The organism is Acinetobacter lwoffii (genome assembly GCF_022809915.1).
Classification (GTDB): Bacteria; Pseudomonadota; Gammaproteobacteria; order Pseudomonadales; family Moraxellaceae; genus Acinetobacter; species Acinetobacter lwoffii_M.
The window spans coordinates 112,042-134,128 of record NZ_JALGQY010000003.1; the positions used below are offsets into that span (position 1 = coordinate 112,042).

Annotated in this window: 18 protein-coding genes; 9 read left to right on the forward strand and 9 right to left on the reverse strand. The window is 45.1% G+C overall.

From position 1 onward, the window contains the following. Positions 1-23: 23 nt before the first annotated feature. Together MTX11_RS03370 and MTX11_RS03375 are read right to left on the reverse strand one after the other, a co-directional pair. Entirely contained in the window at positions 24-701 is a 678-nt protein-coding gene (locus MTX11_RS03370) for a type 1 glutamine amidotransferase domain-containing protein (RefSeq protein WP_004730940.1), read from the reverse strand. A 171-nt stretch (positions 702-872) separates the two neighbouring features. Continuing rightward, positions 873-1,757: a LysR family transcriptional regulator gene (locus MTX11_RS03375; protein ID WP_086044837.1), complete on the reverse strand. Its 885-nt coding sequence runs from the start codon at positions 1,755-1,757 to the stop codon at positions 873-875. Positions 1,758-1,934: 177 nt separating this feature from the next. Between MTX11_RS03375 and MTX11_RS03380 the strand changes: the two genes are divergently transcribed. From MTX11_RS03380 to MTX11_RS03405, 6 genes are all read left to right on the forward strand, one after another. Continuing rightward, positions 1,935-3,464: a CoA-acylating methylmalonate-semialdehyde dehydrogenase gene (locus MTX11_RS03380; protein WP_243474357.1), complete on the forward strand. Its 1,530-nt coding sequence runs from the start codon at positions 1,935-1,937 to the stop codon at positions 3,462-3,464. 11 nt (positions 3,465-3,475) lie between these two features. After that, on the forward strand, positions 3,476-4,366 hold the full coding sequence (gene mmsB / locus MTX11_RS03385; protein ID WP_191112357.1) for a 3-hydroxyisobutyrate dehydrogenase: 891 nt from the start codon (positions 3,476-3,478) through the stop codon (positions 4,364-4,366). An 85-nt stretch (positions 4,367-4,451) separates the two neighbouring features. Beyond that, positions 4,452-6,101, forward strand: coding sequence for an AMP-binding protein (locus tag MTX11_RS03390; RefSeq protein ID WP_243474358.1), 1,650 nt, complete (start codon positions 4,452-4,454; stop codon positions 6,099-6,101). A 46-nt stretch (positions 6,102-6,147) separates the two neighbouring features. After that, entirely contained in the window at positions 6,148-7,257 is a 1,110-nt protein-coding gene (locus MTX11_RS03395; protein ID WP_243474359.1) for an acyl-CoA dehydrogenase family protein, read from the forward strand. Positions 7,258-7,276: 19 nt separating this feature from the next. Further along, the gene (locus tag MTX11_RS03400; protein WP_243474360.1) at positions 7,277-8,050 is read left to right on the forward strand and encodes an enoyl-CoA hydratase; all 774 of its coding nucleotides are present in this window, start codon (positions 7,277-7,279) and stop codon (positions 8,048-8,050) included. 25 nt (positions 8,051-8,075) lie between these two features. Then, on the forward strand, positions 8,076-9,137 hold the full coding sequence (locus tag MTX11_RS03405) for an enoyl-CoA hydratase/isomerase family protein (RefSeq protein ID WP_243474361.1): 1,062 nt from the start codon (positions 8,076-8,078) through the stop codon (positions 9,135-9,137). Positions 9,138-9,219: 82 nt separating this feature from the next. Here MTX11_RS03405 and MTX11_RS03410 read toward each other — a convergent pair whose 3' ends face one another. The 4 genes from MTX11_RS03410 to pdxR form a co-directional block, all read right to left on the reverse strand. Next, positions 9,220-9,390: a hypothetical protein gene (locus MTX11_RS03410; protein WP_243474362.1), complete on the reverse strand. Its 171-nt coding sequence runs from the start codon at positions 9,388-9,390 to the stop codon at positions 9,220-9,222. 170 nt (positions 9,391-9,560) lie between these two features. Then, the gene (locus MTX11_RS03415; protein ID WP_148334777.1) at positions 9,561-10,430 is read right to left on the reverse strand and encodes an SDR family oxidoreductase; all 870 of its coding nucleotides are present in this window, start codon (positions 10,428-10,430) and stop codon (positions 9,561-9,563) included. A 269-nt stretch (positions 10,431-10,699) separates the two neighbouring features. Then, positions 10,700-12,154, reverse strand: a complete 1,455-nt coding sequence (locus MTX11_RS03420; protein WP_243474363.1) for an amino acid permease — start codon at positions 12,152-12,154, stop codon at positions 10,700-10,702. 417 nt (positions 12,155-12,571) lie between these two features. Beyond that, entirely contained in the window at positions 12,572-14,074 is a 1,503-nt protein-coding gene (gene pdxR / locus MTX11_RS03425; RefSeq protein WP_243474364.1) for a MocR-like pyridoxine biosynthesis transcription factor PdxR, read from the reverse strand. A gap of 328 nt (positions 14,075-14,402) precedes the next feature. Here pdxR and MTX11_RS03430 point away from each other — a divergent pair, with 328 nt between their 5' ends. The 3 genes from MTX11_RS03430 (at position 14,403) to MTX11_RS03440 (ending at position 18,749) form a co-directional block, all read left to right on the forward strand. Beyond that, entirely contained in the window at positions 14,403-15,674 is a 1,272-nt protein-coding gene (locus MTX11_RS03430; RefSeq protein WP_420909225.1) for a Glu/Leu/Phe/Val family dehydrogenase, read from the forward strand. A 347-nt stretch (positions 15,675-16,021) separates the two neighbouring features. Continuing rightward, the gene (gabT, locus tag MTX11_RS03435) at positions 16,022-17,284 is read left to right on the forward strand and encodes a 4-aminobutyrate--2-oxoglutarate transaminase (protein ID WP_005246377.1); all 1,263 of its coding nucleotides are present in this window, start codon (positions 16,022-16,024) and stop codon (positions 17,282-17,284) included. Positions 17,285-17,300: 16 nt separating this feature from the next. After that, a complete protein-coding gene (locus MTX11_RS03440) occupies positions 17,301-18,749 on the forward strand; it encodes an NAD-dependent succinate-semialdehyde dehydrogenase (protein WP_243474366.1) in 1,449 nt (482 codons plus the stop codon). A 204-nt stretch (positions 18,750-18,953) separates the two neighbouring features. On the opposite strand, the gene MTX11_RS03445 is transcribed toward MTX11_RS03440, so the two are convergent. The 3 genes from MTX11_RS03445 to MTX11_RS03455 all read right to left on the reverse strand — a co-directional run bounded on the left by MTX11_RS03445 (position 18,954) and on the right by MTX11_RS03455 (position 21,831). Further along, positions 18,954-19,235, reverse strand: coding sequence for a helix-turn-helix domain-containing protein (locus tag MTX11_RS03445; protein ID WP_004280265.1), 282 nt, complete (start codon positions 19,233-19,235; stop codon positions 18,954-18,956). Continuing rightward, on the reverse strand, positions 19,228-20,532 hold the full coding sequence (locus MTX11_RS03450; RefSeq protein ID WP_243474367.1) for a type II toxin-antitoxin system HipA family toxin: 1,305 nt from the start codon (positions 20,530-20,532) through the stop codon (positions 19,228-19,230). Before MTX11_RS03450 ends, MTX11_RS03445 begins: the two co-directional genes overlap by 8 nt. Positions 20,533-20,781: 249 nt before the next feature. Continuing rightward, the gene (locus MTX11_RS03455; RefSeq protein ID WP_243474368.1) at positions 20,782-21,831 is read right to left on the reverse strand and encodes an aromatic ring-hydroxylating oxygenase subunit alpha; all 1,050 of its coding nucleotides are present in this window, start codon (positions 21,829-21,831) and stop codon (positions 20,782-20,784) included. Positions 21,832-22,087 lie beyond the last annotated feature (256 nt).

Sequence of the window (22,087 nt, forward strand, 5' to 3'; positions counted from 1 at the left end):
TAATGCAAACTTTAGAATCACGTCTATTTTAATAATTTTAATAAGACTTCAGCCGTTGCAGCAGAAGAGGCCGGGTTTTGTCCAGTAATGAGCAGACCATCTTGTTGCACGTATACCTGCCAGTCCTCAGCTTTGGAATATTTCCCACCTTTTTCTTTCAGCATGTCTTCAACTAAAAACGGAACGATGTCTGTCAAACCCACGCCGTCTTCTTCAGTGTTACTGAAACCGGTGACTGTTTTGCCTTCTACAATAGAACGGCCTTCGGAATCTTTCACATCACGCAGGACACCCGGAGCATGACAGACCAGCGCAACAGGTTTATCTGCCTGCAAGGTTTGCTCAATTAAAGAAATGGAATTCTGGTCTTTGGCCAGATCCCATAGCGGTCCATGACCACCCGGATAGAACACGGCATCAAAATCCTGATTTAAGACTTCACCCAACTTGTGTGTATTGGCAAGAGCCTGCATGGCCGATGCATCTGCTTCAAAGCGTTTGGTGGTTTCGGTTTGCGCATCCGGCTCATTACTTTTTGGATCTAGCGGTGGCTGACCACCTGCAGGAGAAGCCAAAACTACCTCTGCGCCTGCATCGACAAAGGTGTAATAAGGCGCAGCTAGCTCTTCCAGCCAGAAGCCAGTTTTTTTGCCAGTATCGCCCAGCTGGTCATGTGAAGTCAGTACCATCAAGATTTTCATATTATTTTCCTGTAGCTCATTAAAAAACATCGCGAATGATCGACTGTTAATTTAACAAGTCATGAGCGTCAGGAATGTTGTGATACGTTCATTTGCTGTATCGATACGTTGTTGTTTCAGTTGATTTAACTAAGGTGTATAGGCTTGCAACGTGAACAGTGTGTTCAATATTCATCTGCCCATTAACAGGTCTTGCTGAAGATCGGCTTGTTTACGCAAGAAATCCCAGACCAGTTTAATTTTTGGTTCATGTTGCAGATCGACCAGCGTCAGCATCCAGAAAGTGTGGGTAAAACTGAGCTGCTGACCCAGCACCTCTTTCAGTTCACTTTTATCATTGACCAGAAATTTCGGCAAAATGGCCAGTCCAGCACCTGCACGCACGGCAATTTCCTGCGCCAGAATGCTGTTACTGCGAAAACAGGCACTGACCTGCAAGGGAAGACGCTCTAGCGAATATAGTGCAGTGCTATAGACCAGATCATCAATATAATCGACAAAACGGTGCTGCTGGAGGTCTTCCAGTTTTTTAATTTCCGGATTTTGCTGTAAATAATGCTGGCTGCCATATAGCTTTAAACAGTAATTAGACAAACGAGTAATGATATACGGACCAGATTTGGGCCGGTCAATCGCGATCACAATATCGGCTTCTCGATGTGAAAGTTTGATCGCTTTCGGTACCGGAATCAGGTCAATGGTCAGCAAAGGATAATGCTGGGAAAATTCTGCCAAAAGACGAGCTAAAAATGCCGTGCCAAAACCTTCTGGCGCACCAATCCGGACCCGACCTTGCAAGGGATCATGGCGCTTGTCAATCTGGATAAAGGACTGTTCCATCTGTTCCACACGCGGCACCAGTGCCAGACCTTCCGAGGTTAGTTCATAACCGGTGGCTTCGCGCTTAAACAGTTGCGTACCTAAAGTACTTTCCAGGGCCTGAATCCGCCGCGCTACGGTGCTATGTTCAACCCCGATTAAGCGTGCTGCGTTGGTGAGTGTTTTAGCACGCGCCAAAACTAAAAAAAAGCGTAAATGATCCCAATCTACTTTCATTTTTTATTTAACATCCTGTTAAATTCCTGTGCATATTTGCACAACCATCGTGCACCAATTTCTATTGGTGGTCAAAGTGTTCTTTGTTAGTCTGCTGAAACAGCGTAAAAATTATACGTTAAATAAAAGCCAGTAAAGGCAGATACAACGACAATAACAAACCAGCACGGAGCGACCATGAACGCCATTTCTCATCCACAGCAAAGTACCGGATTCACCACCGCAAAACTCCTCATTAATGGTGAATTTGTCGAATCAAAAACCAGCCATTGGCAAGATATTATCAGTCCTGCCACTCAGGAAGTCTTGGGTCAGGTGCCTTTTGCCACTGCTGAAGAAGTCAATGCTGCGATTGCGGCTGCGCAAAATGCCTTTGCCAGCTGGCGCCAGACTCCAATTCAGGCCCGTATGCGAATCATGCTGAAACTGCAGGATCTGATTCGTACCAATTTAAAAAGTATTGCCCAAGTCTTAACGGCAGAACAAGGCAAAACCCTGGCTGATGCCGAAGGTGATATCCAGCGTGGTCTGGAAGTGGTGGAACATGCCTGTTCGATCGGTTCCCTACAAATGGGCGAGTATATTGAAGGGGTGGCACGTGGTGTCGATACCTATACCTTGCAGCAACCACTAGGTGTCTGTGCAGGAATTACACCGTTTAACTTCCCGGCGATGATTCCACTGTGGATGTTCCCAATGGCGATTGTCTGCGGCAATACCTTTGTCTTAAAGCCTTCAGAACAAGATCCATTATCAACCATGATGCTGGTTGAACTGGCGATTGAGGCAGGTGTGCCGGCAGGCGTACTGAATGTAGTACATGGCGGCAAAGAAGTGGTCGATCTACTGTGTACCCATCGTGACATCAAAGCCATCTCTTTTGTTGGTTCAACCGCAGTCGGTACGCATGTCTATAACCTGGCAGGCCAGCACGGTAAACGTGTGCAGTCGATGATGGGGGCTAAAAATCATGTTGTGGTGATGCCGGATGCCAACAAGGAGCAGACCTTGAATGCTTTGGTCGGTGCAGCATTCGGTGCCGCAGGCCAGCGTTGTATGGCGCTTTCAGTGGCGGTAATGGTTGGGGACACCAAGCACTGGGTCGATGAACTGGTCAATAAAACCAAAACTTTGAAAGTCAATGCGGGACATGAACCGAATACCGATGTTGGACCAGTGATTTCAACACGTGCCAAAGCGCGTGTCATCGATTTAATCAACAGTGGCGTTGAACAAGGCGCTGAACTGCTGCTGGATGGCCGTGATGTACAGGTTCCAGGCTATGAACAAGGTAATTTTGTCGGGCCAACGATTTTTAATCAGGTCACGACCGATATGCGCATTTATAAAGAAGAAGTGTTTGGTCCGGTACTGGCGATCATGCATGTCGATACTTTGGAACAGGCGATTGCACTGATTAATGCCAATCCGTTTGGTAATGGCGTTGGACTGTTTACCCAAAATGGCAATACGGCACGTACCTTCCAGAACCAGATTGATATCGGTCAGGTTGGCATTAACATTCCAATTCCTGTCCCTGTGCCTTTCTTCAGTTTTACCGGTTCACGCGGTTCAAAACTGGGTGATCTCGGCCCTTATGGCAAACAGGCAGTGCAGTTCTATACTCAGACCAAAACCATTACCAGCCGCTGGTTTGAAGATGACCAGGAAACCACTGGTGTCAATACCACGATCAGTCTGCGTTAAGGAGCATCAGCATGAAGATTGCATTTATTGGTTTAGGCAACATGGGCGGTTCCATGGCGCAAAACTTGCTCAAGTCCGGTCATCAGGTTTTTGGTTATGACTTAAGTACAGTGGCTTTACAGCATTTTGCAGAAGCTGGGGGTATCGTCTGCGACAGTCCACAAGCTGCTGCGAAACAGGCGGAGATCGTGGTCAGCATGTTGCCTGCAGCCAAGCATGTGCGTGAAGTCTATTTGGGTGAACACGGTATTCTGGAGGTGCTTCAAGCGGGCAGCTTATGTATCGACAGCAGTACCATTGACCCGCAAACCATTCAGGAGGTTGCTGCAGCAGCTCAGGCCAAGCAGATTCGCGTCTGTGATGCACCGGTATCCGGCGGTACTTTAGGTGCCAAAGATGGCACTTTAACCTTTATGGTCGGCGCAGATGATGCCACCTTTGAGGCCGTTAAACCTGTTCTCGGCTGTATGGGTAAAAATCTGGTGCATTGTGGTGCGGTGGGAACAGGACAGGTGGCAAAAATCTGTAATAACCTGATTCTGGGGATTTCCATGACTGCGGTTGCAGAAGGGATGGCACTCGGTGCCAAACTGGGCATTGATCCACAGGCCTTGGCTGGCGTGATTAACAGTTCCACCGGACGTTGCTGGAGTTCTGAAATTTATAATCCGTGGCCCGATATTTGTGTCAATGCGCCGTCATCGCGGGGTTATACCGACGGTTTTGCCGCACAACTGATGCTCAAAGATTTGGGGCTGGCTGTCGATGCCGCGCAACAGGTGGATCAGCCGGTGGTACTCGGCAGCATGGTACAGAAACTCTATCAACAACTGTGTCAGGAAGGTGATGCCCATCTGGACTTCTCCAGCATCATGCATCAATACACCACGCCACCTGCTTAAAACTTAAAAGATTAGATGGAGCAAGGATTCGCTTCAATAATTACACCTTGTCAGTAATAACGATAAATTCAGGCTGAGGTTTAACATGTTAGATTATCAAACAACGGTTCAAGACTTTGATTTAAACACGGTTGCAAGCCAGTATCTCTCCGGTTCCATGCAGGCAGTAAATGCCTGTTATGAATGCTGTGACCGTCATGCCAATTCCGATGCCATTGCCTTGTACTGGCATGGTAAAGATGGCAGAAAAGAACAATATAGTTTTGCCGAACTCAAAAAATATTCCAGCCAGTTTGCCAACTTTTTAAAGTCTCAAGGCATTGGTAAAGGCGACCGCGTTTCCGGATTATTACCACGTACTCCCGAGTTGATCATTACTATTTTGGCAACCTGGCGGATTGGTGCTGTCTATCAACCCTTATTTACGGCCTTTGGTCCCAAAGCCATCGAGCATCGTATTCAGCTGGCGCAAAGCAAGCTGGTGGTGACTGATCTAGCGAATCGGGACAAATTATCCGAGATCAGCAACTGCCAGGCGATTGTGACGGTACATGCCGAAACTGAGGCAGAGCGCTATCCGCACGATCTTAGCTTCTGGACGGTATTAAACCGTCAGGCTGAAGATTGTGAGCTGGAGATCCTGAATGTCGATGATCCATTTTTATTGATGTTTACTTCGGGCACCACTGGACCGGCGAAACCACTTAAAGTCCCGTTAAAAGCGCTGATTGCTTTTGCAAGTTATATGCAAAATGCCATTGGTCTGACTCCTGAAGATGCATTCTGGAATATTGCCGATCCCGGCTGGGCCTACGGTTTGTATTACGCAATTACTGGTCCCTTAATGCTTGGACACTCGACCTTGTTTTATGAAGGTGGGTTTAATGCGGAAAGTGTCTGCGACATTGTTAAGGAATATGGCATTACCAATCTGGCTGGTGCACCGACCGCTTACCGCATGATGATGGCAGCCGATCCTGCTCAAATGGCAAAACTGCGCGGTAAATTACGTGTCGTCAGCAGTGCGGGTGAACCGTTAAATCCGGAAGTGATCCGCTGGTTTAAAGAGGTGCTGGATGTACCGATTTATGACCATTATGGCCAGACTGAAGTCGGGATGGTGGTATGTAATCATCATGTCCTGGAACATCCGGTCCGTTCAGGTTCGGCAGGCTTTGCCAGCCCGGGTTACCGAATTGCCGTTGTCGATGAACAGGGTCATGAATTAGCGGCTGACGTCCCGGGAATCTTAGCGGTTGATATCAGCCAATCTCCGATGATGTGGTTCTCTGGCTATGAAGAAAGCCGAAAATCTCCATTTGTTGGACAGTATTACTTAACTGGGGATACCGCAGAAATTCATGCTGATGGCAGTATGAGCTTTGTCGGGCGTAGTGATGATGTCATTACAACGTCAGGCTATCGGGTCGGCCCATTTGATGTGGAAAGTGCCTTACTGGAACATGATGCCGTGATTGAAGCAGCAGTGATTGGTGTACCTGATCCCGAGCGTACCGAAGTGATTAAAGCCTTTGTGATTCTGGCGAATAATTTTGCAGCTTCGACCCATCTGGAAGAAGAACTGGGTCAATTTGTGAAAAAGCGTTTGTCTGCACATGCCTATCCGCGCCTGATTGAATTTGTGACCGAATTGCCGAAAACCCCAAGCGGTAAGATTCAACGCTTTTTACTGCGCAATCAGGAAATCAACAAGCAGCAATCCAAAACTGCATAAACTCATAAAGCCAATAGATTAAATAAGAAGATTGAAGGAAGCATCGATGCAACTAACGGAAGAGCAAAAACTAATTCAGGATATGGCCAAAAGCTTTGCCCAGGAACAGATTAAACCCTTTGCCGGCGAGTGGGATCAAAAAGGCATTTTTCCTAAACAGGCCTTGGCCCAAATGGGAGAGCTGGGTTTTCTAGGCATGCTGATTCCGGAAGAATGGGGCGGCTCTGGCACCGGCATGCTGGCTTATGTGCTGGCTTTAGAAGAAGTCGCTGCGGCCGATGGTGCAACATCCGCGATTATGAGCGTGCATAACTCGGTGGGTTGTGTGCCGATTTTCAAGTTTGGCACTGAGCAGCAAAAGCAGCAATTTTTAAAACCTTTGGCCCAAGGTGAAATGATTGGTGCCTTTGCGCTGACCGAACCGCATACCGGATCGGATGCTGCCGCGATTAAAACCCGTGCGGTCAAGGATGGCGATCACTACATCATCAATGGTGCCAAACAGTTTATTACCTCTGGACACAATGCCGGGATGATTATTGTCTTTGCCGTGACTGATCCAGCTGCGGGGAAAAAAGGTATGAGTGCATTCTTAGTGCCGCGCGACACGCCCGGTTATGAAGTGATTCGGGTCGAAGAAAAACTCGGCCTGCATGCATCGGATACCTGTCAGATTGCCCTAACTGATGTCCGCATTCATGAAAGTTTAAGACTCGGTGCAGAAGGCGAAGGTTTAAAAATTGCCTTGGCCAATCTGGAAGGCGGGCGAATCGGTATTGCGGCACAGGCGGTTGGTTTGGCGCGTGCCGCCTTGGAAGAAGCAACGGCCTATGCGCATGACCGCGTGGCCTTTGGCAAACCGATTTTTGAACAGCAAGCGATTTCTTTCAGGTTGGCCAGTATGGCGACTGAAATTGAAGCAGCACGGCAACTGGTCCATTTTGCAGCACGCAAGAAAGAAGCCGGTGAAACCTGTTTAACTGAAGCCTCCATGGCCAAGCTATTTGCTTCGGAAATGGCGGAACGTGTCTGCTCCAAAGCGCTGCAGATTTTTGGCGGCTACGGTTATCTGAAAGATTTTCCGATTGAGCGGATTTGTCAGATTTATGAAGGCACCAGCGATATTCAGCGCCTGGTGATTGCACGCAGCCTCTAATTTTAAAAGGACTTATTTCATGCAATGGCAAACGATTTTACTCGAACAGCGTAACGGGGTCGGCCTAATTACTTTAAACCGCCCACAAGCGTTAAATGCACTGAATAATCAGCTGATTGTTGAAGTCAATCAGGCACTGGATCAGCTGGAAAAAGATCCGACAATTGGCTGTATTGTGATTGCCGGTTCGGAAAAAGCCTTTGCTGCTGGTGCCGATATTAAAGAAATGGCTGATCTGAATTTTCCGCAAATTTATCTGGATGATTTTTTCAGTCTGGCCGATCGAATTGCGCAGCGTCGTAAACCTTTAATTGCCGCAGTGAGTGGTTATGCTTTGGGTGGTGGTTGCGAACTGGCTTTAATGTGCGACTTTATTTACTGCGCAGATAATGCAAAATTTGGTCTGCCTGAAGTGACCTTAGGCGTGTTGCCCGGCATTGGTGGTACCCAGCGTTTAACCTTGGCGATTGGTAAGGCCAAAGCCATGGAAATGTGCCTGACTGCATGCCAGATGGGGGCGCAGGAAGCGGAGCAAAGTGGTTTGGTGGCTCGGGTATTTGCCAAGGAAGAATTGCTGGAGCAAACCCTGCAAGCTGCCGAAAAAATTGCTGAAAAATCGCTTACTGCCGTGATGATGATTAAAGAATCAATTAATCGGGCCTTTGAAGTGAGCCTGGCTGAAGGCCTGCGCTTTGAACGCCGGGTATTCCATTCCATTTTTGCAGGTTCCGATCAAAAGGAAGGCATGCAGGCCTTTGTGGAAAAACGCCCAGCCAAATTTACCCATCAATAAGAAATTCATAATAGGAACAAAAAGAATGAGTGATGAAAATAATTTAGCGATTCGGGTCGCAGGGGGGCTGGGCATTATCAGCCTGGACCGCACCAGCCATTTAAATGCCTTAACCCTGGCGATGATTCAGGGCATTCAGGCGCAACTCGATCAGTGGCTGCATGAACCACAGGTACAAGCGGTTCTGATCAATTCCAACAGTCCCAAGGCGTTCTGTGCCGGAGGAGATATCCGCTATCTGTATGACAGCTATCAGGCCGGCAATACCCAATATCAGGATTTTTTTGTCACTGAATATAAGATGCTGAGCACCTTGCGTAATTTTCCAAAGGCCGTGATCGTGATGATGGATGGCTATGTACTGGGCGGAGGCTTTGGATTGGCTCAAGCCTGTCATATCAAAGTTACGAGTGAAAAATCACGTTTTGCCATGCCAGAAACTGCGATTGGTTTTTTCCCCGATGTCGGTGCTACCCATTTTCTGTCCCGACTAGATGAAGTCGGTGTCTATATGGCATTGACTGGTGAGCAAATCAGTAGCAGTGATGCGCTGTATCTGGATCTGGTGGATTATCATGTGCCGAGTGAGCGTTTTGCTGAACTGGAAGCGGCATTGATTGCAGCGCTGGTATTAAACTCGCTTGAGATTCAAAAGATCATTAGTTCCTATATTACGCATCCGGTAGAAAGTGAGCTACAAAAACGTGCAGATCTGATTAATCAGCATTTCGGCTATCCAAACCTCGAGGAGATTGAACAGAGTCTTGCTCATACAAGTAATTCAACTGATCAGGACTGGGCCAATAAAATGCTGGCAATTTTGCAGCAACGTCCGGTCATGGCCAAGCAAACCAGCTTGAAGTTACAGCAAGCTGGACAGAATTTGTCGCTAGAAAAATGCATGCAGTTAGAACGCGACTTGCAAGATGTCTGGTTAGAGCAGGGCGACTTTATTGAAGGCGTTCGTGCGCTGATTATTGATAAGGACAAAAATCCACAATGGCGAACCGAAAATGCAAAATTTGAACAAACACTGGAAAAGCTCTGGCCAGCATGGACTCAGCAGCGTATCGAAAATATTACTTAAAGCTGATGGTAAAAGACCCTCTATAATTTAATTATAGAGGGTCTTTGTATCTGTCCCATACTTTCATCGACATGAATTCTATTTAGGGGGACGTTTTCTTTTTCTTGCCGCCACCGTCTTGTTTATTGACCGTCGACCAGGCAATACGTTCGGCTTCTTCCTCAGAATGACCACGTTTTTTTTCGCTTTCTTCAATATGTTCGGCCTGCCGTTTTTGCTTATCGGTATAGGCTGATTTGTCACCTCTAGGCATCTTAATATCCTCATCAGGTTGGGCTGAAATTACTATAACAAGGGCTTATTTTTACAAGGGTAAGTATTTGTTGGAATCATTTTATAAAAACCATTTTTTTAAATATGAAAATCTAAAGATTAAATAGGTGAAGATAACGGTCAGCTAGAACCGCTATCTTCTCTGCCTGATTAGCCATTAATAATACTGCCGCCATTCACATGAATCACCTGACCTGAAATATAACTGGCTTCTTCACTGGCCAGAAATAAATACGCCGGTGCTACTTCACTTGGCTGGCCCATGCGGCCCATTGGGGTACTTTTACCAAAATCTTTAAGCTGTTCTTCATCAAAGCTGCTCGGAATGAGTGGTGTCCAGATAGGACCTGGCGCGACTCCATTGACGCGAATGCCCGTTTTATTTTTTAATAAATTGGTGGAAAGGCTTCGGGTAAATGTAGTGATGGCACCTTTGGTACTTGCATAGTCAATCAACTGGTCATGTCCATGATAACTGGTGATACTGGTGGTATTGATAATACTGTCACCTTCTTGCATATGCGGAATCACCGCCTGAGTCAGGTGGAACATCGACAGAATATTTACATTAAATGTTTTAAGTAATTGCTCGTGCGAGATATCGGTAATACTTTCTTGCGGGTATTGAACCCCGGCATTATTAACCAGAATATTAATCGTTTTAAATTCCTGAAGGGTCTGTTCCACCATTTTCTTGATTTCATCTTGATCCTGTAAATCACATTGAATCAGCAGACAACGGCGACCTTCATCTTCTACCATTTTTTTGGTGTCCCGTGCATCCTGATCTTCATCCAGATAGCAAATGGCGATATCTGCACCTTCGCGGGCAAATAAGACCGATACAGAACGGCCAATCCCGCTATCACCACCGGTAATCAAGGCAACCTTGCCTTTTAATTTTTCGCTGCCTTTATAATGCGGTTTAATAATTTCCGGTGCAGGGTCCATTTTGGTTTGCACGCCAGGTTGATGGTCTTGTGTTTCAGTTGAAGCTGGGGTTTCAGGATAATGATTCATATCTTTTCCAATTCCAATGATTATGGCCATATAAGAAAAAATATATTAGAAGCTTTTAGGCAAAATGAGGCTGGACTCAACATTTCATAACAGAATGTATTCGAGATTTATCAATTATTCATTTTAGGAAAGGTGAGGTATCAACGGAGATTTAAAATCTAGACATACATAGGCCTTTTTTACTGGGCTTGTATATAAAATAAATGGAGAGTTTTTTAACTCTCCATTTATTCATTCTGATGTGTTTAAAAAATTTCTATAGAAATAAATTAAAGATTATCACTTAAATTAATTCTGGCCTGTGCTGCCTTTTCCTTTTTGGCTGAGGCTTTACCCCAGTTAAACTTTTGTGCACAGATGCCTAAGCCCACAATAAATAATGCAAGCACACTGGTATAAACCACTTCTTTAAAATAGGTTCCTTCAATAATCATGGTAATTAAAGCGCCGACAATAAAGATAATGACCAGATAAGTGAGCCATGGGAATAACCACATCTTGAATGGAATATTTTGTCCTTCAGCTTCCAGTTTTTTACGTAACTTAAGCTGAGAAATGGCAATAGCAAGATAGACATATAAAGATACGATACCAGTCGCTAACATCAAGACATCATAAATATTCATACTTTCGGTGGCAGTCAGATAGATCGCCACGAAAGAAAACAGGCTTGAAAAAATGACACCTACCCATGGGCTGTTATTGCGGTTGGTTAAACCAAAACTCTTTGGTGCATCTCCACGTTTCGAGAGGGAATAGACCATGCGTGAACAGGTATAAAGTGCGGAGTTAAAGCAGCTACATACCGAGGTGAGCACGACAAAATTAACAATATGGCGCGCTTCCGGAATACCAAGTGCAGTAAGCGCTACGCTATACGTACCCCAGGTCGGATCTTTCAATAAAGGATTATTGTGTGGAATCAGGCAAACCGTAATCAACATTGAACCGACATAGAATAAAATGATACGCCATACAATTGAATTAGCGGCCTTACGAATTTCCTTGGCTGGATCTTTGGTTTCAGCTGCTGCTACGGTGACAATCTCTGCTCCCATATAAGCAAACATTACACCCAATAAGGCCGTGATCACCGATGAAAACCCATTAGGCATAAAGCCTTGAGCGGTTAGATGAGTTGTACCACCGAGCATAGAGGCATCGCCCCAAGGCCACAGGTGCATCACGGCCAAACTACCAAACACCAGAAACAGTACAATGGCAATAACTTTGATCAGGGCAAACCAGAACTCGAATTCACCAAAGTTTTTTACGTCACGGAGATTAATCCAGACCAGTGCTACAGTGACCAGAAGCATATAGCCCCAGATCGGGATAAATGGAAACCAGCTATTTAGGATTTTCCCGGCAACAAAGGCTTCCCAGCCCATGAGCAACGTCCAGAAAGACCAGTATAACCAGCCGATAGAAAATCCAGCCCAGCGCCCGATTCCACGATCCGCATAGGTTGAAAATGAACCACTGTCGGGATTCAGTACCGCCATTTCTCCCAGCATACGCATGATGAGTAAAACTAATATTCCACCTAGAGTATAGGCAATGAGTGCAGCCGGCCCTGCAGAATAGATGACATTACCGGAGCCGACAAAGAGTGCTCCACCAATGACACCGGCAATTGAAATCATGGTGAGATGGCGTGATTTAAGTCCGTTTTTTAAGCCGTTTGATGATTCGGAATTGGAGAAATGTTGATGTTCTGCCATATAATTTCCCTTAATATCAATAGCGTAGCGGCAATAAAATTCCTTATTTGGCTTACGCTATCTTATCCTTTGAAACTGTAACCGAATTCATCAGTGCTTGACCAATATTAAGTTAATCTTAATAAAATGAATCCTTGTAACCCTATAGACAGGATCACACTTTGATTAAAGTACGGTTACATGCTGTTCATGTATGCGGTTAATTTCTCTTTTTTGTTGTAAAGTGACGAGAGCCATTTTTGAGCAATTAAAAGGAGCCAATTGGCTTAAGAGATAAAAAATATAAGCAGGCCATATTTACAGAAAAATAAAGCCTACCTAAAATATCAGGCTAAAAGCAGGTTTACGTTCCCTTTAAAAATAAATTAAAAGCTTTTTGATTTTAAAAATATAATTGTATTGATCCCTGAGTTTTTACTAAGTTAAAGTACGGATCCCATGCTCGCGCAAGCACTTTAACAATATCCCGAAAGCCACCAGAATTTCCTGTTCACTCACACAGGCAAAGCCCAGTAATAATCCTTTCTGCCGGGTGGAATAATGTTTGGTATAGTATTGCGATAAGGCTCTGACCTTGATTCCCAGTTCAAGCGCTTTGGATGCAATCAAGACATCATCACTGCTGCTGGGCAATTTTAAAATCAGATGCAAACCGGCGGCGGTATTGTATTCATGCAGAAAATCTTCACCTAAATGTCGGCGAATCAGGTCAATTAAAAAAGCGTGGCGTTTGCCATACAATAAACGCATCCGTCGGATATGCGCTTCATAATGTCCTTCACGGATAAATTCAGCCAGTGTTTGCTGATCGATTAAGTGACCACCACGATAAAGTTCCGAAGCTACAATTCGCAATGAAGAAAAGAGCTGTTTTGGTACCACTAAATAGCCAATACGCAGGGCCGGATAAATCGTCTTACTGAACGTCCCCATATAAATCACCGGAGAATCCGGCTCTAAACCTTGTAAAGAAGGATAGGGCTGGCCCGAGAACCTGAACTCGCTGTCATAATCATCTTCAACAATCCAGCTATTGTGCTGGCGTGCCAGTGCAATTAACTGTTTGCGCCGTTCTAAACTTAAATGTGAGCCCAAAGGATACTGATGCGACGGCGTCACAAAAATCAGTTTAGGTGGTTTCTTGGGATGCAGATCGGGAATAATCCCTTCCTGATCCACCGGTAAGGAACGTAGATTGACGCCATTAATTCGTAAAATATTACGCGCGCCCCAATAGGCTGGATCTTCAATCCAGACCTCATCGCCTATGTCGCTTAAAGTACGCGAGACCAAATCAATCGCCTGATGGGTGCCTTCGGTAATAATGATCTGATCAGCATCGCACTGCACTGAACGGGCAATTTTCAGATATTCTGCCAGCTCCTGACGTAGTTCCAGGGAGCCACCGGCATTGCTGTAAATCAGGTTGTTAACTTGAGGTTCACGGCTCAAACGTGTCTGGATTTTGCTGAAAATATGATGCGGAAATTCGGTTACATCGGGTGCGCCCGGTACAAAGGCTCCCCATTGATAAGGCGAAGCCGCGGAATAGCCGAGCAAGTAAGAACCGCGTTGCGATAGATTATAATTTTGCTGTGCTTTTTTTTCTGCAATGGCAGGAGAATTCTGTTCTGCCTTCACCAAAAAGGATTCGGGTAATTTCTCTACTACCCAGGTACCTTGACCGGTACGGGCATCAACATAACCCTGTGCCTGTAATTGTTCATAGGCATTTAACACCGTATTACGCGATACCTGAATCTCTTTAGCCAGATCACGTGATGCAGGCAAGCGGGTTTTGGGAGCCAATACGCTATCAATAATCGCGTTACGCAAGCAGCGGAACAGGCGCATCTGTAATGTTCCTGTGACATCTTGCTGCAATCGCTGCAGTAAATAATCTCCAAGCAAGCTACGCAATTGGCTCTCTCCTACAAATTTGAAATGGCTCTCGTGAGAGCGGTATTGCTAGGTGCAAAATAGTCTGATCAGGCAGTCATTGTAAAGTGTCTTGTATGCGTTTTGATCATGTACCTGCGGCTTGAATGCGAGCATACAGGCGGGCAGGCAATATACACAGATACCGATTAAAACTAAAGCGGAAAATCTAGACACTGATTTTGTTTGGAGCTCGCTGAACTAAGACCTGAATCAAGCAATGATTGCCATAACAGCCGAATAGAGATGTGTTGCAGCCGCCAGGACATACGACTGCATATAACAAAAGGATCATAGAATGAACATGATGATTAAAGGATTGACCTATACCGAGCAAGGTACAACGGCCTGGAACAATTATCTTAAGCAACTGGATAAAGTAGCGCCTTATCTGGGTGAGCTGAGTGAACGACTGGACATGCTGCGACGCCCAAAGCGCAGTTTGATTGTCGATGTTCCGGTCATCATGGATGATGGTACGGTTCAGCATTTTGAAGGCTATCGTGTTCAGCACAATTTAACTCGCGGTCCAGGCAAAGGCGGCGTGCGTTTTCATCCAGATGTCAATTTAGATGAGGTGATGGCTCTGTCGGCCTGGATGACGATCAAATGTGCTGCTCTAAATTTACCTTTTGGCGGTGCCAAAGGCGGTGTGCGAGTTGATCCGAGCCAGCTTTCCAAGCGCGAACTGGAACGCTTGACCCGACGTTATACGGCAGAAATCAATTTAATTATTGGACCGCAAAAAGATATTCCGGCGCCGGATGTTGGAACCAATCCGCAAATCATGGCCTGGATGATGGATACGTTTTCCATGAATGCGGGTTCTACGATTACTGGTGTAGTGACCGGAAAGCCGGTTCATTTAGGGGGGTCTTTAGGCCGCAGTAAAGCCACAGGCCGTGGTGTGTTTATTAGCGGTCGTGAAGTTGCCCAGCAAATTGGTCTGGATTTAAAAGATGCCCGGGTCTGTGTGCAGGGCTTTGGTAATGTCGGCAGTGAAGCCGCGCTGCTTTTCCAGGAAAATGGCAGCAAAGTGATCTGTGTTCAGGACCATTCTGCCACCCTGTATCAGGAACAGGGGATTGATATTAGAAAGCTGCTTGAATACTCAAATACCCACCATAAAATTCAGGGATTTTCTGCCAGCGATGAAATTTCTGCATCAGCTTTCTGGACCATTCCTGCCGAAGTCTTTATTCCGGCAGCGCTGGAAGGTGTGATTAATACTCAGGTCGCGCAAAATATTCAGACCAAAATGATTCTAGAAGGTGCCAATGGTCCAACATTGACTGAGGCCGATGAAATTCTGAGTGAACGTCATATTACCGTGGTGCCAGACGTAATCTGCAATGCGGGTGGCGTGACGGTCAGCTATTTTGAATGGGTTCAGGATTTGGCCAGTTATTTCTGGACCGAGGAAGAGATTAATCAGCGTATGGATGCCAGCATGAAAAATGCGGTACAGGATGTATGGCAAAAATCAGTCCAGGCCGGATGTTCTTTGCGTACAGCTGCTTATATTCTGGCCTGTGAGCGGATTTTAATGGCGCGTCAGGAACGCGGCATCTATCCGGGTTAAGCGAAGTTTTTGCAAGATGGATTAATCCATAAAAATGAATGGATTTAATCCATGATGACCTATCCTAAATTTTTGCAATGGATTTTTAAATTGGCTTCTTTATTTAAAAAGGAGCCAATTTTTATTAAAAACATAAATACTTGTTTATAAATAAAATAATTTTATATTTTGACTCTTTTTCTTATTTTAACCAGACCAATTGGCTCCTTCTATCTGCTGCAAAGTGGCTCTCGTCTCATACGTATAAAAGCGCAAAATGAACCATATCAGCCAGTCTTTGGCAAATTTCTATCCCAAGATCCGGATAGCAAAATTTACAACGTATGAATCAAGAATGAGGATACAAAATGGACAGTAAACACTCAGCACTGAATGCACGTAAACAGCAGGCGACACCACGTGGTGTTGGGGTCATGTGTCAATGGTACGCAGAGAAAGCAGAAAATTCGACCATCTGGGATGCAGAAGGCAATCAATATATCGACTTTGCGGGCGGAATCGCCGTACTGAATACTGGCCATCGCCACCCTAAAATTATTGCTGCGGTCACTGAACAATTAACCAAATTTACCCATACGGCTTATCAGGTTGTACCATACGAGAGCTACGTTGCTCTGGCAGAACGTATCAATGCACGTGCTCCTATCCAGGGTGCTGCAAAAACCTCCTTCTTTTCAACGGGTGCTGAAGCTGTCGAAAATGCAGTTAAAATTGCCCGTGCCCATACTGGCCGTCATGGCATTGTGACTTTTGGTAATGGTTTTCATGGCCGTTCATTCATGACGATGGCCATGACCGGTAAAACTGCACCTTATAAACGCGACTTTGGGGTGATGCCTGGCGGTGTTTTCCATGCCCGTTATCCGGTGGAATCCAAAGGCATTAGTGTTGATGATGCAATTCAAAGCATTGAAGATATTTTCGCAGAAGATATTGCTGCGCATGACGTAGCAGCGATTGTGCTTGAGCCTGTACAAGGCGAAGGCGGTTTTAATGTGGTGCCTGCAGAATTCCTGAAACGCTTGCGTGTACTATGCGATCAAAACGGCATTTTACTGATTGCTGATGAAGTACAGTCTGGTTTTGCGCGTACAGGTAAACTGTTTGCGATGGATTATTATGAGACCAAGCCAGATCTGATTACGATGGCAAAGAGTCTGGGCGGCGGTTTCCCGATTTCAGGCGTTGTGGGTCGTGCTGAAGTGATGGATGCACCAAATCCGGGTGGATTGGGCGGTACTTATGCCGGTAACCCGGTTGCTGTTGCGGCTGCCCATGCGGTACTGGATATCATTGAAGAAGAAGGTCTTTGTGAAAGAGCGAATGATCTAGGCGCAGAACTGGTTGATGTTTTACATGAACTGAAAATGTCATCTAGCATGGTCAAAGATATTCGTGCACTGGGCTCAATGGTGGCGGTTGAGCTTGAAACTGCGGAACAGGCAAAAGCTGTACAAAACCATGCCATGCAAAATGGTCTGTTAATCCTGACCTGCGGTCGTTATGGTAATGTAATCCGTTTCCTATACCCGCTCACGATTCCGGCAGAACAGTTCCGTGCGGGATTGGCTATCTTGAAACAAGGGTTTGCACTGTCTGTCGCAGCCTAATAAAAGAGTAATGATCATGCTTCAAGCGCAATATAGAGATTTATTACAGCATCCTGATATCAGCTTCGATCAGCCTGCCACGGATGAATATATTGAAGTCAAAGATGCAGCAACCCAAGCCACTTTGGCCTGGGTGAAATCCCATGACCGGACATCTGTAGAACAGCTGATTGCTCGTTCTCAGCAAGCACAGAAAACATGGAAAGCCAAGACAGCACTTGAACGTGCGGATGTGCTTTGGGCCTGGTTCAATCTGATGCAGGAACATAAAGAGTCCCTGGCTCAGATCCTGACTGCTGAACAGGGCAAGCCACTGGCTGAGGCGCGTGGTGAAATTGGTTATGCCGCTTCCTTTATCCGCTGGTTTGCCGAGCAGGCACGCCGTATTGATGGTGACGTGTTGACTCCAACGCTTGCCCATCAACGGTTATTGGTCATTAAGCAGGCGATTGGGGTGACAGCGGCCATTACACCGTGGAATTTTCCGGCGGCGATGATTACCCGTAAAGCCGCGCCAGCTCTGGCTGCTGGCTGTTCCATGCTGGTTAAACCGGCTGAACAAACGCCTTTAACCGCCTATGCGCTTGAAGTTTTGGCCTTGCGCGCAGGTTTGCCACAAGATGTATTGCTGCATGTCAGTGGTGATGCGGTTGAAGTGGGTCAGGTCTTATGTGAAAGCGAAACCGTGAAAAAGTTAAGCTTTACCGGTTCGACTCAAGTCGGCCGTATCCTGATGCAGCAGTGTGCGCCGACCATCAAAAAACTGTCCTTAGAACTTGGTGGCAATGCACCGGTTCTGGTCTTTGATGACGCCAATCTTGAACAGGCGGTACAGGGCATCATGGCCAGTAAATTCCGTAATAGTGGACAGACTTGTGTTTGTGCGAACCGGATTTATGTACAAGATGGCATTTATGATGCGCTGGTAGAAAAACTGGTGGCTGCCGTTGCCAAGCTGAAAGTCGGGGATGGCCGGGATGAAGCCTCTACCCAAGGTCCATTAATTGATGAGGCTGCGATCGAAAAAGTGCAGTCACATATTGCCGACGCAGTGAGCAAAGGTGCACAGGTGAAAACCGGTGGACAGCGCTCAAATCTGGGCGGTACATTCTTCGAGCCAACGCTTCTGACTGAAGTTACTCAGCAGATGCGTGTGGCAAAAGAAGAAACTTTTGGACCGTTGGCGCCGTTATTCCGTTTCAAGACTGAAGAAGAAGCAATTCAGATGGCGAACGATACAGAATTCGGTCTGGCTACCTATGTATTTACCCAAAGTACAGCACGTCAGTGGCGTGTAGGTGAAGCCTTAGAATACGGTATGGTGGGAATCAATACCGGAGCTATCTCTAATGAGGTTGCGCCATTTGGTGGAGTCAAGCAATCAGGGTTAGGCCGTGAAGGGTCTAAATTCGGTATGGATGAATACCTTGAAATGAAATATCTCTGTGTTGATATTTCTTCATAATGATGTTTAAAAAGTAAACTTATTCATTAAAAAACTGATGAGAAAATATCAGCCTCCAGTGAATCCCGTGTTTAATTTAAACCGGGATTCCTGCGATGGAGCAAGGACTCAATAAACAGATTGGAGGAGGGCATATTTTCAGTTGTTAAGTCATTCTTCTTCTCTAAAATTCCCCTAAATATCAATTAAAGCATCAGATTATCATCAGGATTTAACCCTGATTTCTAACTTTAAACCAAAAGCATCCAGTAATTTCTGCATAGACTTGAGTGTTGGATTGCCTTCAGGTTGTTCCATTTTCTGTAGAGTCTGGGGAGCAATCTTGGTAATTTTAGCCATATCGTTGAGTGTGAGGTGCAACTCGGTACGAATGAAGCGAGCAACCTGATGAAAAGGCCAGTCAGGATTGTTGCTGACGGTTTCAAGTACAGATAATCTCTTTTGCATCTGTTGAATCGGAGTCAGTGGCTTGAAGCGTTTATCCATAATTCAGCTCCTCCAATTGTTGGCAAATATTATCAATTCGATACTGGCTATTTTCCAGAATTTCAGGTGCCAATTGCAGATACTGCATGTGCTCGAGTAACCCCTGATAAAGTGGTAATTGCTCGACTAGCACCGCTCTGATTTCTTCTGAATCAATTAGCGTACTTTCTGCTATCTGTTCGATAACTGAATGCCAAATTGGCATACCACCATGATCATCTCGCTCCCAACGCGTAGTTCGGGCAATACCATCTGGATGGAGCCACATCGGCGCAAAATCAAATAATGGGGTTAGTTGAATGATTCCGTTATTGAAACGTTGAATCGCTGTATTACGGGTATGATTGTCCTTATTGCCTAAAGCAACATTGGCAAGATCACGCTTCAAATATTCAAAGATTTCCTGTTTTGGTTCAGTACAGCATTGCATCAGCAGGCTACAGATCTGGTTATGGGTCATTCTTACCCCAAAACCGGCTTTCCCCCCCAGAGAAGCAATACTTTCCTGAGCAATTCTTTCGACCTTCCTGTCGATGACCTTACGGTCGAATCGAGGAATGAATAAAGTCTTGCCATGCAGCTCCAGTTCCTGATGAACACGAAGTCCCAGGTACTGAGCAACTTTCATATATAAGGCTTCGTGCATCAAAATTTTATCTAAATTCTGATCACTGCCACGACTGAATTTCACCAGCCAATGCTGTTTGACCTGATCATCTGTCAGCGTGTGATCCAGATAGAACAGGTCATCGTGACCTTGGGTCAGCAGTAATTTTGGCCACTCGCCCTGAATACCAGAAGAACCGGCAATAAAAAGTCCATAAGAGGCCAAGGATTCAATAAATTTTTCTTGACGTTCTACGACTTGGTCCAGACTAAAGCCATGATTCTGCTGAACAGGGAACTGCCCCTGTAGCCATTCATAAGCCTCTTTAATCCGTAAATTACCAATCGGATTGCCTGCACCTGCTTTTAAAAGCGCCCAGTCTGCTTGTTCCTGAGTATTTTCAGAAAAATTAAGCTGACGGAGTAATTCTTTACGACCATAACCTTGAGGTAACAAATCCATCAGGAAGGCCGGCCAGGTAGATTGCAAGGTATTTTGCACATTTACTGGTAAATGATAGGCTAGCGCATGCCCATCGCTTAGGTTCATATAAGAAATAGCATATTCAAATAGATATGATGTGCGCGTGGCTGCTTGCCATCCAGTTTGTTGTTGACCGACAATCTCAACAATAGCGCAATCCAGCCATTCATCTTCCTGATAAATCTGCAGTGTGCAATATTGATCCATAATTTTATTAAAATAGTAAAGTAAAGTGATTTTATTTATTATATACCTATTTTAATAAAAAACTAATTTTATCTTCTTAAAGTTCTTTATCGTTCTAAAAGGCCTTATCTTCACCAGAATACAAGGCTTATGAGGCTATATAACAAGATGTATCCTCATAGAAATCAATATATAACCCAATTAATTTTTAAATATCAGAGAAGCTCTAACCCTGGTTATTTATTATGAATCTTTCTTTTGAATAAAATTTTAAGCAGCAAATAAAGGACTAAATCCCCGTTTACGTAGTAATTTTCGGTACATACTCGAGCTTCGATCTGCCGGAAAATGCGCTTCTAAAGATAAGTCCAAAGGTAAATATTCAGGTTTCTGATTTTCTACAATTAAACGATCTTCCTCGAAAATTTTCAGATTAAATGCGTAGGCATCTTCAACCGGTAAATCTTTATCATAATTGCGGCAAATAGGTGCAAAAAGTCGTGTTGAACGCGCAGTCATGGGTGAAGCCGCATTCATGATGACCTGCTTGGCATCATTCGGAAAATGAATCGTAAGTGTTGCAGTAAAGGGTAGGCTCACTTCGAAATGACGTAACCATTTAAAATCTTCCTGGCCACGCTGCTCGATTCCGATCGGATAACGTCCTACACTGCTGATGTAATCTGCATTAAAACCGACCTCCGTTTCTGTCGTACTGTAATCAGGAACTTCTACATCCTCCGGATCGCCAAAAGTGTCTGGATGCACCCAGGCAAAATGAGCCACATCAATAAAACCTTCGAGCTGTCTTCCTGCAAAACATTGAATGTCTATCTGAGGGCAGACCAGTTGCTGATACTCAGCATCATCCCAAAAAGGCATGTTAGGAATATGAGGTTCTGCATCTTTTGTAGCGCTTAATGAACACCAGATCAGACCATACTTTTCTACCGCAGCATAAGTTTTCAAATGGAAACGTTCCGATATTTTATGCTGAGGATGTGCAGGAATACGGTTGCATTTACCTTCATTGCCAAAGCGTAAACCGTGATAACGACACACCACGCCTTGGCCGTCATTTTTTCCCAAGCTTAAAGGTACACCGCGATGCGGACATGCATCTTTCGCCACCACCAGTTTATCGTTCATTTTATAAATCACCAGAGGCATATCAAGCAGCATGCTACTTGTTGGCTGATCTGTAATATCACGCGCAAGTGCAATCGGATACCAGTACTGAGCCAAAAGATGCCAGTCATGTTCCTCGAATGTCATATGGACGGGTAAGTCGGGACTAAAAGCGGCGATATTTGTATTCATAATGGGTTCTGTGTCATGACCTTTAGCTGAACTATAAAACAGCAAGGTGTTCTATGAAATTTCAATTAACAGGACATAGGATTGCGTAAATCAGAACACTGACCGGCGATTGAAAACAAATAAGCATCTTTCCAGGTTTTTTATATTCAACCACGCAAATATTGAGATGGGATATTTCTAAGCTTAAATTTCGCTGAAAATATTTTTTTAAAAAGCGTGCTCTCAGTTTCAATGCTCTAGTTTGGCGCATAAATTG